The following is a 12796-nucleotide window of genomic DNA, read 5'->3' on the forward strand; positions in this document are numbered from 1 at the left end:
TGATGCACCGGGAACCGCCCCGGCGGTAGGGTGGGCGGCGTCCGTGCCCCCCGCGACCCGTCCATCCTTCGGGAAAACCCATGCGAGACGTCTTCCCCCTCGGCGTGTTCACCTCTCTGGACGCCGGCCTCGGCGTGCGGCTCGACGTGGCGAAGGAGCTGTCGATCCCCACCGTGCAGCTGCACGCCCCCGCCCCGCAGAGCCGCACCCCCGCCCACGCGGCGAAGTTCCTCGCCGATCTGGCCGACGCGGACATCGTGCTGACCTGCGTGTTCGCCGGCTTCGACGGCGAGAGCTACGCCAGCATCCCGGAGACCGCCCGGACCGTCGGCCTCGTCCCCCGCGACCTCCGCGAGGCCCGGGCCGCCGAACTGTGCGCCATCTCCGACTTTGCCGAGGAACTCCGCAGCCCCGCGGTCGGCCTGCACGTCGGCTTCGTCCCCGAGGACCGCACCGGCGAGGACTACAAGGACCTCGTGAAGGTCGTCGCCCGCTGCTGCGATCACGCCGCGGAGAACGGCCAGACGATCAACCTGGAGACCGGTCAGGAGACCGCCTCGCACCTGCTGGACTTCCTGGGCGACGTGCACCGGGAGAACCTCGGCGTGAACTTCGACCCGGCGAACCTGCTGCTCTACGGCACCGACGACCCGCTGCCGGCGCTGCGGAAGGTGGGCGACTTCGTCAAAAGCGTGCACTGCAAAGACGCCCGCCAGGCGCCCGCGGCCGTCCGCGGCAAGGAGTGGGGCCAGGAGGTCGCGCTGGGCGAGGGCGAGGTCGGCATGACGGACTACCTGCGCACGCTGCACGAAATCGGCTACCGCGGCCCGCTGACGATCGAACGCGAGATCCCCGAAGACCGCGACCGCCAAAAGGCCGACGTGGCCAAGGCCCTCGCCGTCCTGAAGGCCGCCCGGGCGGAGGTGCTGGGGGATGGTTGAACGACTGCTGCGGACAGTCTTCAAGGATCCGACACCGAACGGCCCCGCTTGGGCAGAGTTCAATGACGGGTTCGTGAAGGTCGCCCGGGCGCCGCGGGGGCAGATGGATAAACTGACCCGCGGCGAGGGGTTCGGAGACCTGTACGTTTACGTCCTGACCGGACCGCTGAGCGGCGAGATGCCGGCTCCGGTCTACATCGGCCATTCCCGACGCGGCAGCAAACGGCGGGGCGAACATGCCCGAGATGGACGACGCGACTTCTGGGAAGAAACGTTTCACATCTACCTCCCCCGGGACAGATTCTCCCGAGACCAGGCGGAGTGGCTGGAGAGACACCTCATTCAACGGGCAGTCGAGGCCGAGAAGCACAACCTCGTCGATCTAAAAAACGAACAGCGCCCGCGTCCCGAGGAGCTCGGTCTGCGTGCACATGACTTGAACATCCTGCCGTCGGTCACCTTCGACCTCGACCTGATCCTGCCGACGCTTGGCCTCAGGCTCCTCGCCACGCCGTGTCGTCTGTCGGCTCCAGCCTCCGCGGCTACGGCTCTACCGCCAGCGATAAATGCCAAGCCGAAACGACCAGCAGGCGCACCATTCAAGATGGTGTTCCGCGGGCGCACCGCGCGGGCGGTCGCGACGGACGGAGGGCTAACGGTCCTCGCAGGATCGGCGGCCTCTGCGACGTCGACCGCCTCATTGACAAAAGGATATCATTTGCGCCGGTCACAACTCATCACGAACGGCGACCTCGCGGAGAGAGCGGCGGAAGACGGGGGATTTGGATTTGCGCGGGATGTCTTCTTTAAAGGCAACCCGACTGAGTCGGCCGCAATCATTCGTGGATATAGCGAGAGTGGCCCGAGGGCATGGAAGCGAACTGACACGGGCCAGACCTACGGCGACTGGGTCGCCAATGGACGCCCAACTTAGAACCGCGACCGTCAGGGAGCCGGCTCCCTGACGGTCGCGGTTCCAGCGAAGGTCTCGGGATGGGGACGCTCCGCCGCCGTCGCTCAGCAGGGGCTGGGCTCCGGCCCGGCGTCGGGGGGGGTGCGGGTTTCGACGCACCAGGCCAGGCGCAGCAGGTCGGCCAGCGTGGGGGCGCCGAGCTTCTTCATCAGGCCGCTCCGCCGCATCTCCACCGCCCGCACGGTGACCTGGGCCTGCTCGGCGATCTCCCGGTTCGGCAGCCCGCGCTTCAGGCCCTCCAGCACGAGGCGTTCGCGGTCCGAGAGGGCGGCGAAGCGGCGGTCCAGCGTCGTCAGTGCCCGCTCCTGATCGCGGCGGCGGGCGTCGCGGCGGACCGCCCGCTGCACCCGCTCCAACAGGGCGTGCCGGTTGAAGGGCTTCTCCAGGAACTCCGCCGCCCCGCTCTGCAACGCCCGCACGGCCATCGGCACGTCCGCATGAGCGGTGATAAAGATGACCGGCAGGTCGCCGCCGTCCGCCTTGAAGGCCTCGTACATGTCCAGGCCGCTCATCCGCGGCATCCGCACGTCGGAGACCAGGCACCCCGGCCCGTCCCCCGCCGCGCCCCGGCCCTCGCGCTGGCGCTGGAGGAACTCCGCCCCGGAGCCGTAGCAGACGGCCCGCATGCCCACGCTTTCGATCAGCCAGCGCAGCGAATCGCGCATCTCCTCGTCGTCGTCCACGATGTGAACCGTCGGCGCCGACGCCAAGTCGCCCAGCGCCGGGGGGCCGGGGGGCGGGTCGTCGAGGGCCGCATCGCTGCGGGGCGCATCACCAGGATTCGTCACGGCGGCGAATCGGCGGAGGGAGAAACAGGCAGGGACAGGGCGAACCGGGCGCCGGCGCCGCGCTCCGAACGGACGGAGAGCGTGCCGCCGTGAGCCTCCGCAATCGAGCGGGCGACGGCTAGGCCAATGCCCGTTCCGTGGGCACGACCGCTGTAAAAGGCGTCAAAGGCCCGGTCGGCCGCCTTGGGCGACAACCCGTCGCCGTTGTCCTCCACAAAAAGTTCCACCCGCCCCCCGTCAGGGGCGCACAAACCCAGCGTGACCCGCGGTTGAGCGGGCGCGGCGGCGGCGATGGCGTCGAACGCGTTCGTGAGGAAGTTGGTCAAAACCTGTTGAAGTTGGACGCGGTCGCCGGTGACGGCCATCAAATCGCGTGCCGTTCCTGCGGCGGGATCGAGGCGGAGGTCCAGCCGCACGCCGCGGCGGCGGGCGTCCTCCTCCATGAACTCCGCAACCTCCCGCACCAGGGCCGCCGGGTCCAGCGGGACGAACTCCGCCGGGCCGCGGGCGGCGAGGCGGCGGATGCGGGCCACGATCGCCCCCGCCCGCAGCGCCGCGTCCCGCGCTTTGAGCAACGCCTCCGCCAACCCGTCCGGCGTCCTCTCCCCCCGTTCCAGCCGCCCGCGTTCCAGTCGGACCAAGCAGCCTTCCACGTAGTTCGCCACGGCGCCGAGCGGTTGGTTCAACTCGTGGGCCAGCCCGGAGGCCGTCTGCCCCACGGACTGCGCCCGGCCGACGCGGGCGTACTCGCGGAGCAGGTCCCGCTGTTTTTCCTCGGCCCGCAGGCGATCTTCATGTTCCCGGTGCAGGGCTGCGTTGGCGCGCTTCAGCTCCCGGGTGCGGTCGGCGACGCGGTCCTCCAGCCGATCGCGGGCCTCCCTCAGGGCGTCGATCTGGTCGGCGATCGTGCGGCCGGCGGGCCGCAGCACGAACAGCCCCACCGCCGCCAACGCGACCAGCACCAACCCCGTCAGCCCCCAGCCGGTCCGGCGGAGGGCCGCCACCCGGGCCTGCGATTCCTCCTCGTAGAAATGGACGATGCGGTCCATCCGCGGCAGGTATTCGCGTTCGGCGGCGAGGAGTGCCCGGCGACGGTCCGCCGGGTCGCCGCGGCCGGCGATCAGGTCGGCGGCGGCTTGGCGGGCGGCGGCGAAGTGCGGTTCCAAGTCGTCGAACGCCGCCGTCACCGCGGGGGCGTTTTCGCCCGGCAGTTCCAAGACGGCGTCGCCGTGTTGCAGCCCGCGATGCGAGCGGGTCCACAGGGCCAGCGTGTCCCGCAGCTCCCCGCGGCGGGCGGCCCGGTCGGCGGGGGAGTCGGCGGCGCCCTCGGCCAGCGCCGCCTTCGCCAACCGCTGGCTGAGCATCCGCTGCCGGCCCGCCACGTTGATCACCGGGGCGTCGGTCGTCAGGTCCAGCAGGGCGGGTTGCACGAGCGTCTGGTTCGCCACGGCCAGCGCTGCCGCGGCGGTCATCGCGGCGACGAACCGGCGGTTGAGCATCCGCCGCGGGTCCGCCCACGCCCCCGCCGGGTCCGCCGACGGGGCTGGTGGGAACGTCGGGCGCGCGGTCGGTCCGAAAGATGCAGGCTCCACGGCGGCGGGCGAATCGGCGGAGTCGGTCATGGGCGGTTCGGTTCGCGCTCCGGGGGGCGGGCCGCCTCGCGCCGACGACGCCCGGGGCCACCTCGTCCCCCACCGTAGCCTTTCGCTCCCGTTCGCCGGCATGTCCACGTTCGCCTTCGACAGCCCCGCCGCCGCGATTGACGCCTGCCGGGCCGCGTTGGGGACGGTGGGAACGAAAGAGGTTCCCCTCGCCGAGGCCGTCGGTCGCCTGCTGGCCCTCGCCCCGACGCTGGACCGCGACAGCCCGGCCTGCGACCTGTCGGCGATGGACGGCTACGCGGTGGGCGCCCCGGATCTGCCGAGCGGGACCGGCTCGCTGTCGGTCCTGGGGGCGGCGGCGGCGGGGAGCCCCCCGCCGGAGCACGTCGCCGGGTCGGCGGTGCGGATCTTTACCGGAGCCCCCGTCCCGGCGGGCTGCGATCGGGTGATCCGTCAGGAACAGGTGCGACGCGAGGGCCGCGGCCGGGCGGGGACGGAGCGCATCGTCGTGCCCGCCGGGCTGGCGACGGCCGTGCCCGCCGGGGCGAACGTGCGACGCCGCGGGGAGAACGGCCGGGCCGGCGATCCGATCGCCGAGCCCGGCACGCTGGTGAACGCCGCGGTCGTCGCGGCGGCGGCGGCCTGCGGGCTGTCCACGCTGACGGTCCGCCGGCGGGTGCGGGTCGCGGTGCTGGTGACCGGCGAGGAGGTGCGTGCGGCGCCCTTCCCGGCCGCGGTCCCCCTGCGGAACGCCGACGCCCGCCTGCCGGTCCCCATGGAAATGGGCTCGCGGGAACTTGCCCCGTGGGAGGTCCGCGACGCCAACGGCCCCGCCGTCGCCGCCCTGCTGGCTCGGCGGCCGTATCTGCGGGTCTCCCCGCCGGCCTACGTCGGCGACGATCCGACGCTGCTGGCCCAGACCCTCGCCGTGCTGCTCGACCGGCACGACGCCGTGGTGACGACCGGCGGGGTCTCCGTCGGCGATTACGACCTCGTGCCCGACGCCGTCCGGGCGATCGGCGGGCGCCCGCTGTTCCACGGCCTGCCGATTCGCCCCGGCAAACCCGTCTTCGCCGCGGTCGTCGAGTCAGGAACGGGGGCCGGGCGGTTGGCGCTCGGGCTGCCGGGCAATCCGGTCGCGGCGCTGTGCGTGGCTCGGCGGATCGGGATCGAGCTGCTCCGCCACGTCGCCGGGTTCCCGGGGCCGGAGCCGACCGCCCTGGTGGAGGCGCTGCCCCCGGACGATCCCGCCGACGGGCGCGCCGACGGGCCCCTGCCGCTGTGGCGGTTCCGCCCGGTCCGGCTGGACGTCCGGGGCGATGAGAACGCCGAGACGGCGGGGGGTCTCCCCGTGGCGACGGCGGTCGACGGCCGCGGGGCCTCCGACACCGTCGCGCTGGCCCGCTCGGACGGATTCGTCGAAGTCCCCCCCGGCGCCGCCACCGCCGGCCGACTGCCGTATCGCGCCTGGTAGAGCCGGCGGAACGCGCGGGGCGGAATTCACCTGTCTTAATTCAATAATCCTGGGGCATTCCCCGCCGGGCGGGCCCCACGCCGGAATGCGGCTCGGTCTGGCGCCGCGGTTTTGGGGAGATGGGGATAGTCGTTCCCTCGCCTGCCCCACCTCCACCGAGCGCCACCGCAGCGGAGTTTGCCCGGTTTGCCAATTCATACGCTGATCACCGGCGGAGCCGGCTTTATCGGTTCGCACCTCGCCGACCGGCTGCTCGCGGACGGGCAGGCCGTGCGGGTTCTGGATAATTTGGACCCCCAGGTCCACGGCGAGGCGGCGGCGGCGGCGCAGCGTCGTCCGGCGTACCTCGACGATCGGGTCGACCTGCACGTCGGCGACGTGCGGGACGCCGAGGCGGTCAAGACGGCTTTAAAGGGCTGCGACCGCGTGGTGCACCTCGCCGCCGCGGTGGGCGTCGGCCAGAGCATGTATGAGGTCGCCCGCTACACCGCGGTGAACAATCTCGGCACGGCCGTTTTAATGGAGGCCCTGATTGAACGGCCGGTCGAGTCGCTGGTGGTCGCCAGCAGCATGAGCGTTTACGGCGAGGGGAGTTTCGTCGACCGCGACGGCGCCGCGGTTCACGCCTCGCCCCGGCCGGTCGAGCAACTCAAACGGCATCAGTGGGAGGTCCTCGGCCCGGACGGCGCCCCGCTGACGCCGGTCCCCACGACCGAGGCCGAACCGCCGGAGGCCACCAGCGTCTACGCCCTCTCCAAATACGACCAGGAGCGACTGGGAATTATTCTCGGCGCCGCCTACGACATCCCCACGATCGCCCTGCGGTTCTTCAATGTCTACGGCCCGCGGCAGGCGCTGTCCAATCCCTATACCGGGGTGCTGGCGATCTTCGCCTCCCGGCTGCTGAGCGGTCGTCCGCCGGTGATCTTTGAAGACGGCGAACAGCGGCGGGACTTCGTCAGCGTACACGACGTCGCCGCCGCCTGTCACCTCGCCTCGGAGCAGGCCCCGCAGCGCCCCGGGTCCGTTTTAAACGTCGGCAGCGGGCGGAGCGTGACCGTCAACGAGATCGCCGCGGCGCTGGCGGAGACATTAGGCCGCACGGACCTCGCCCCGGAGGTCTCGCACCGCTACCGCGTGGGCGATATCCGGCACTGCTTCGCGGACATCTCCGCCGCCCGCCGCACGCTGGGCTACGAGCCGCGGACGGAGTTCGCCGACGGTCTCGCCGAACTCGCCGGCTGGTTGAAAGACCAGACCGCCGAGGACCGCGTCGACCACGCCCGCGGCCAATTGGAGGCCCGCGGACTGGTCGTTTAACTCCTGTTCGTTCCCCGTCCCCCTGGTCGTTCGTTATTGCCGTTCGTCCCGCGGCCGCCGCCGCGTCCACTCACTCCCATTCCCCGCACCCCCCGATCGAGTTCGTGTCCGACCGCAGCATTACGGCCCCGAGATTCTCGCGGGGGGCTGGCCCAGGGGCCGCCTCCCGGCCGGTCCTGATTACCGGGGGCGCCGGCTTCGTGGGGTGCAACGTCGCCGCGTCGTTCCTCGCCGACGGCGTCGCCGTCCGCGTGCTGGACGACCTGAGCCGGCCGGGCGTGGAAAAGAACCTCCGCTGGCTCCAGAGCCGCTTCCCCGCCGTGGAGTTCCGCCGGGCCGACGTCCGCGACGCCGCCGCCGTGAACGAGGCGGTCCGCGGCTGTTCCCGGGTTTATCACTTCGCGGCGCAGGTGGCGGTCACCACCAGCCTGACGGCCCCCCTGAACGACTTTGACATTAACGCCCGCGGCACGCTCAACGTGCTCGAGGCGGTCCGGGCGGAACAGAACTGCGGCCGCGACATCCCCCTGCTGTTCACCAGTACGAATAAGGTTTACGGGGACCTCGGCGGGATCGAAACGCTGCTGGGGGGCGAGCCGTCGCGGAACGGCGACGGCGAGGCCGATCGCTACCGCCCCGCCGACCGCCGCCTCGCCGCCGACGGCGTGAACGAGTCCCGCCCGCTGGACTTTCACAGCCCCTACGGATGCAGCAAGGGCTGCGCGGACCAGTACGTGCTCGATTACGCCCGCACCTATCGCCTGCCGGCGACGGTGTTCCGCATGAGCTGCATCTACGGCCCGCACCAGTTCGGGACGGAGGATCAGGGCTGGGTGGCCCACTTCGCCCGGGCCGCGTTGCGGGGCGAAGGGGTGACGTTCTACGGCGACGGCCGCCAGGTGCGCGACGTGCTGCACGTATCCGACCTCGTCCGGGCGATGCGGGCCGCCCTCGACGACCCCCGCCGCACCGCCGGCCGGGCCTTCAACGTCGGCGGCGGCCCGGCGAACGCGGTCAGCCTCCGACAGGTCGTCGCGGCGCTCGGCGAGACGGTCGGCGCCCCCGTCGAGGTGACGGACGGCCCCTGGCGGACCGGCGATCAGCGGTGGTACGTCTCCGACACCGCCCGCCTGCGGAGCGCCCTCGGGTGGAGCCCGCGGATGAGTTGGCGGGACGGGCTGGCCGATCTGGTCGGCTGGCTCGCCGAGCATGTCGAGCCGCAATCCGCCGTCCCCAGCGCCGGCGCCGCCGGCGTGGCCGGCGTTCGGGAACCTCAAGCCGCACTGGCCGCGACGTGAAAGCCGCCGTGCTCTCCGCCCCCGGCCGCGTCGAACTCACCGACGTCCCCCTGCCCGACCCGCCGCCGAACGGCGTGCGCGTGCGGCTGGACGGCTGTGGCGTGTGCCATTCCAACCTGCCGGTCTTCGAAGGCCGCGACTGGTTCGAGTACCCCCGCCCGCCCGGCTCCCCCGGCCACGAGGGTTGGGGCGTGATCGACGCCCTCGGCTCCGGGGTGACGGGCTGGAGCGAAGGCGACCGCGTGGGCCTGATGAGCGACGCCGCCTACGCGGAGTTCGACGTCTGCCCCGCCGCCAACCTCGCCCGCCTGCCGGCCGCCGCCGCCGACGGCTCCCCCGCGACGGGGCCCTTCCCCGCCGAGCCGCTGGCCTGTGCGGTGAACGTCTTCGCCCGGTCGGGGATCGAACCGGGAATGAACGTCGTGGTGGTAGGCGTCGGCTTTCTGGGCGCGATCCTCGTTCGGCTGGTGACCAACGCCGGGGCGAACGTGACCGCCGTGAGTCGCCGGGACTTCTCGCTGGGAGTCGCGGAGAGTCAGGGGGCGAAGCAGCGCGTGACGCTGGGAGACAACTGGGAGACAATCGCCGCGGTGCGGGAGTCCGTCGGAGACGAGGGCGCCGACGTCGTGATCGAATGCACCGGACTCCAGCAACCGCTCGACGTCGCGGCGGAGTTGGTGAAGGTCCGCGGCCGGCTGGTGATCGCCGGCTATCACCAGGACGGCCTCCGCAGCGTGAACCTGCAAAGCTGGAACTGGCGGGGGATCGACGTGATCAACGCCCACGAACGCGACCCGCAGGTCTATACCCGCGGCATGCAGCGGGCCGCGGAACTGGTGGCGGACGGAACCCTCGACCCGGCGCCGCTGCTGACCCATCGATTTGCCTTCACCGACGTGGGCGTCGCCGACGCCTTCGCCGCCCTCGGCGGCCGCCCCGACGGCTTCCTCAAGGGCTGGCTGGACATGCGGGGGGCGGAGTGATGCCGGCCCCTCTGCACATCCTGATGACCGCCGACACCTGCGGGGGCGTGTGGACGCAGGCGCTCGAACTCTGCCGCGGGCTGGGCGAGCGCGGCCATCGGGTCACGCTGGCGACCAGCGGCGGCCTGCCGACGGAGGACCAGCGGGCCGCCGTGGAGCGGTTGCCGGGCGTGGCCCTGCACGCCACGGCCTTCAAACTGGAATGGATGCCGGACCCCGCCGCCGACGTGCGGGCCTTCGGAGATCAGCTCGAACGGCTCTGCGAGGAACTGCGGCCGGACGTGGTGCACCTCAATGAATTCACGCACGGCGCCCAAGACTTCGGCGGAGCGCCGAAGCTCGTCGTCGGTCACAGCGACGTGTGCAGTTGGCACGCCGCGGTGCGGGGCTGCGAAGCGGGGGACGAATGGAACGCCTACCGCCGGGCCGTCGCCGCCGGCCTGCGGGGGGCGGACGCCGTCGCCGCGCCGACGGCTTGGATGCTGGAACAATTAGAGACCCGCTTCGGCCCCCTCCCCGCCCCACGGGCGATTCATAACGGGCTGGGCGATCCGGCGAGCGAGGGGGCGTCAGCCCTCCGTGCTGCGCGCGACGAACGGGCTGAACACGGGGGGCTGACGCCCCACCGCTCGCCCTACGTCTTCGCCGCGGGGCGGTACTGGGACGAGGCGAAGAACCTCGCGGCGCTGGCGGAGGTCGCCCCGCGGCTGGATTGCCCCGTCAAAATGGCCGGACTGCCCTCGCCGGACGGCGCCGCGTCGTCCGGCGCCCCGCCGTCGGGCGTGGAGTTCCTCGGCCGGTTGAACGCCGACCAGATGGCGGCGGCGTATCGGGGCGCGCTCGTCTATTGCCTGCCGGCGAAGTACGAACCGTTCGGCCTCACCCCGCTGGAGGCGGCGAACCACGGCTGCGCCCTCGTGCTGGGCGACCTGCCGAGCCTGCGGGAGGTCTGGGGCGACGCGGCGATCTACGTCCCGCCGGACGACCGGGAGGCCCTGTTTTACGGAGTTCACAATGCGCTGAGGTACGGCGAGGAACTGGCCGACCGCATGCTCGCCGCCGGCGAGCGGGCGCAGCGCTACACCCGCGCCGCGATGATCGACGGGTATCTGGCGACGTATCAGGAATTGTGCGGCGACGCGCCTCAAACGCCGGAGCTTGCGGCGGCCGCATCCGGGGGGGCGTTTTAGATGCACCTCGTTTATTTCACCCACTCGCTCGTTTCGGACTGGAACCACGGCAACGCCCACTTTTTGCGGGGCGTGATCCGGGCGTTGCAGGCCCGCGGGCATAGCGTGGAGTCGTTTGAGCCGTCCAACGGCTGGAGCCTGCAAAACCTGCTGAGCGACCACGGCCTGCCCCCCACGCGGGAGTTCGCCGCGCAGTTCCCGGACCTGTCGGCGAAGTTCTACGATCCAAATTACGAACGCTTCGCCGGGGAGCCGCTCGACGCCGTGCTGGACCGGGCGGACGCCGTGCTGGTGCACGAATGGAACGACCCGGCGCTCGTCGCCCGGCTGGGCCGGCGGCGCGTCGCCCGGGGGGAGGGCCGCAGCAGTTTCAAACTGCTCTTTCACGACACCCACCACCGGGCCGCCAGCGCGCCGAAAGATATGAGCCGCTACGATCTCGCCGGCTACGACGGGGTGCTCGCCTTCGGCCGGGTGATCGCGGAGATTTATCGGCGTCGCCGCTGGCACGACCGGGCCTGGGTCTGGCACGAAGCGGCCGACGTCACCCTCTTCACCCCCGCCCCGGCCCCGGTCGAGAAGGAGCGAGATCTCGTCTGGGTCGGCAACTGGGGCGACGGCGAACGCACCGCCGAACTGGGCCAGTTTTTGTTGGGCCCGGTGAGAGCGCTGAACCTGAACGCCCGCGTCCACGGCGTGCGCTACCCGGAATCGGCGAAGGAGGCGTTGCGGGCGGCGGGGTGCGAGTACGCCGGCTGGCTGCCCAATCACCGGGTGCCGCAGGCCTTCAGCGAGGCCCGGCTGACCGTGCACGTCCCCCGCGGTCCGTACGTCAAAACGCTGCCCGGCGTGCCGACGATCCGGCCGTTCGAGGCCCTCGCCTGCGATTTGCCCCTGATTTGCAGCCCCTGGCAGGACGCCGAAGACCTGTTCGCCCCCGGCCGGGACTACCTCACCGCCGCCGACGGGGCGGAGATGACCCAGCAGATTCGCCGGGTTATGGACGACGACCGCCTCGCCGCGAACCTCGCGGAGCACGGTCGGGAGACTATTCTCGCCCGTCACACCTGCGACCACCGGGCGGAGGAGTTATTGGCGATCCTGAACGAACTTGATTGCGGGGGGCTGTGATGGCGGCGGGATTGAACATCGCCTTTTTCGGCTCCTCGCTGGTCAGCGCCTATTGGAACGGCGCCGCGACCTATTATCGCGGGATCGTCAAGGCCCTGCACGACCGCGGGCACCGGGTGACGTTTTACGAGCCCGACGCCTTCGGTCGGCAGGCCCACCGGGATATGCCAGACCCGTCCTGGGCGACGGTGGTAGTCTATGAGGGAGAAGGAAACGACGGCGTGCGACGCGGCCTGGACGCGGCGGCCTCCGCGGACGTGATCGTCAAAGCCAGCGGCGTGGGGGTGTTCGACGAGTTATTAGAAGCCGCCGTGCCGACGCTCGGCGGGCCGGAGACGCTGCGGATCTTCTGGGACGTGGACGCCCCTGCCACCCTGGCCCGCATGCACGCAGACGCCAACGACCCGTTCCGGCGCCTTGTCCCGCAATACGACGCCGTCTTCACCTACGGCGGCGGCCCGCCGGTGGTGAAAGCCTATACCGCCCTCGGCGCCCGCCGGTGCGAGCCGATCTATAACGCCCTCGACCCCTCCACCCATCACCCCGTCCCGCCGGACGACCGCTTCGCCGCGGACCTCGCCTTCCTCGGCAATCGCCTGCCGGACCGGGAGGCCCGCGTCGGCGAGTTCTTCCTGAGCGCCGCCCGCGCCCTGTCGGATCGCACGTTTTTGTTGGGCGGCAGCGGGTGGGGGGAGAACGTCGATCTGCCGCCCAACGTCCGCCCGCTGGGGCACGTTTCCACGGTCGATCACAACGCCCTGAACCGCACCCCGCTGGCCGTGTTGAACGTCTCCCGGGAGAGCATGGCCGCGGTCGGCTACAGCCCCGCGACGCGGGTGTTCGAAGCGGCGGGCGCTTCCGCCTGCCTCATCACGGACGACTGGGAGGGCATCGACTGGTTCCTCGAACCGCGGCGGGAGGTATTGGTCGCGGAGGACGGGCGGGACGTGGCGGAGCATCTCCAAGCCCTGACGCCGGAGTCGTCGAGGAAAATCGGCGAGCGGGCGCTCAAACGGGTCCTCGCGGAGCACACCTACGACCGCCGGGCCGTGCGGGTGGAAGAATTACTCACCGGCGAACTGGTGAGGGGATAAGCC

At 71.5% G+C, this 12796-nt stretch carries 11 protein-coding genes; 9 read left to right on the forward strand and 2 right to left on the reverse strand.

Annotated features, from left to right (window positions below; genetic code table 11):
- Window positions 1-80: 80 nt before the first annotated feature.
- Complete coding sequence (locus CA12_RS03810) at window positions 81-941, forward strand: sugar phosphate isomerase/epimerase family protein (RefSeq protein ID WP_145357559.1); 861 nt, start codon at window positions 81-83, stop codon at window positions 939-941.
- Window positions 934-1875, forward strand: a complete 942-nt coding sequence (locus CA12_RS03815; RefSeq protein ID WP_145357560.1) for a hypothetical protein — start codon at window positions 934-936, stop codon at window positions 1873-1875. Before CA12_RS03810 ends, CA12_RS03815 begins: the two co-directional genes overlap by 8 nt.
- A gap of 83 nt (window positions 1876-1958) precedes the next feature.
- Here the strand turns inward: CA12_RS03815 and CA12_RS03820 are convergent, their stop codons facing one another.
- Together CA12_RS03820 and CA12_RS03825 are read right to left on the reverse strand one after the other, a co-directional pair.
- The gene (locus tag CA12_RS03820) at window positions 1959-2702 is read right to left on the reverse strand and encodes a response regulator transcription factor (RefSeq protein ID WP_207622135.1); all 744 of its coding nucleotides are present in this window, start codon (window positions 2700-2702) and stop codon (window positions 1959-1961) included.
- Window positions 2699-4324 (reverse strand): ATP-binding protein, encoded by a 1626-nt coding sequence (locus CA12_RS03825; protein ID WP_165700538.1) that lies wholly within the window; start codon window positions 4322-4324, stop codon window positions 2699-2701. The genes CA12_RS03820 and CA12_RS03825 overlap by 4 nt, the downstream gene beginning before the upstream one ends.
- Before the next feature lie 100 nt (window positions 4325-4424).
- On the opposite strand from CA12_RS03825, the gene CA12_RS03830 reads away from it, so the two are divergent.
- The 7 genes from CA12_RS03830 (at window position 4425) to CA12_RS03860 (ending at window position 12793) form a co-directional block, all read left to right on the forward strand.
- Complete coding sequence (locus CA12_RS03830; RefSeq protein ID WP_165700539.1) at window positions 4425-5777, forward strand: molybdopterin molybdotransferase MoeA; 1353 nt, start codon at window positions 4425-4427, stop codon at window positions 5775-5777.
- Window positions 5778-5963: 186 nt separating this feature from the next.
- The gene (locus CA12_RS03835; RefSeq protein WP_145361296.1) at window positions 5964-7097 is read left to right on the forward strand and encodes an NAD-dependent epimerase/dehydratase family protein; all 1134 of its coding nucleotides are present in this window, start codon (window positions 5964-5966) and stop codon (window positions 7095-7097) included.
- 104 nt (window positions 7098-7201) lie between these two features.
- Entirely contained in the window at window positions 7202-8395 is a 1194-nt protein-coding gene (locus tag CA12_RS03840; protein WP_207622137.1) for an NAD-dependent epimerase/dehydratase family protein, read from the forward strand.
- 8 nt (window positions 8396-8403) lie between these two features.
- Window positions 8404-9378 carry an MDR/zinc-dependent alcohol dehydrogenase-like family protein gene (locus CA12_RS03845; RefSeq protein ID WP_207622138.1) on the forward strand — a complete coding sequence of 325 codons (975 nt, stop codon included), beginning with the start codon at window positions 8404-8406 and terminating at the stop codon, window positions 9376-9378.
- On the forward strand, window positions 9378-10568 hold the full coding sequence (locus CA12_RS03850; RefSeq protein ID WP_145357564.1) for a glycosyltransferase family 4 protein: 1191 nt from the start codon (window positions 9378-9380) through the stop codon (window positions 10566-10568). Before CA12_RS03845 ends, CA12_RS03850 begins: the two co-directional genes overlap by 1 nt.
- Window positions 10569-11699, forward strand: coding sequence for a CgeB family protein (locus tag CA12_RS03855; RefSeq protein WP_145357565.1), 1131 nt, complete (start codon window positions 10569-10571; stop codon window positions 11697-11699).
- Entirely contained in the window at window positions 11699-12793 is a 1095-nt protein-coding gene (locus CA12_RS03860) for a CgeB family protein (RefSeq protein ID WP_145357566.1), read from the forward strand. The genes CA12_RS03855 and CA12_RS03860 overlap by 1 nt, the downstream gene beginning before the upstream one ends.
- Window positions 12794-12796: the final 3 nt, after the last annotated feature.

The sequence above is a fragment of the Alienimonas californiensis genome, from assembly GCF_007743815.1.
Lineage (GTDB): Bacteria > Planctomycetota > Planctomycetia > Planctomycetales > Planctomycetaceae > Alienimonas > Alienimonas californiensis.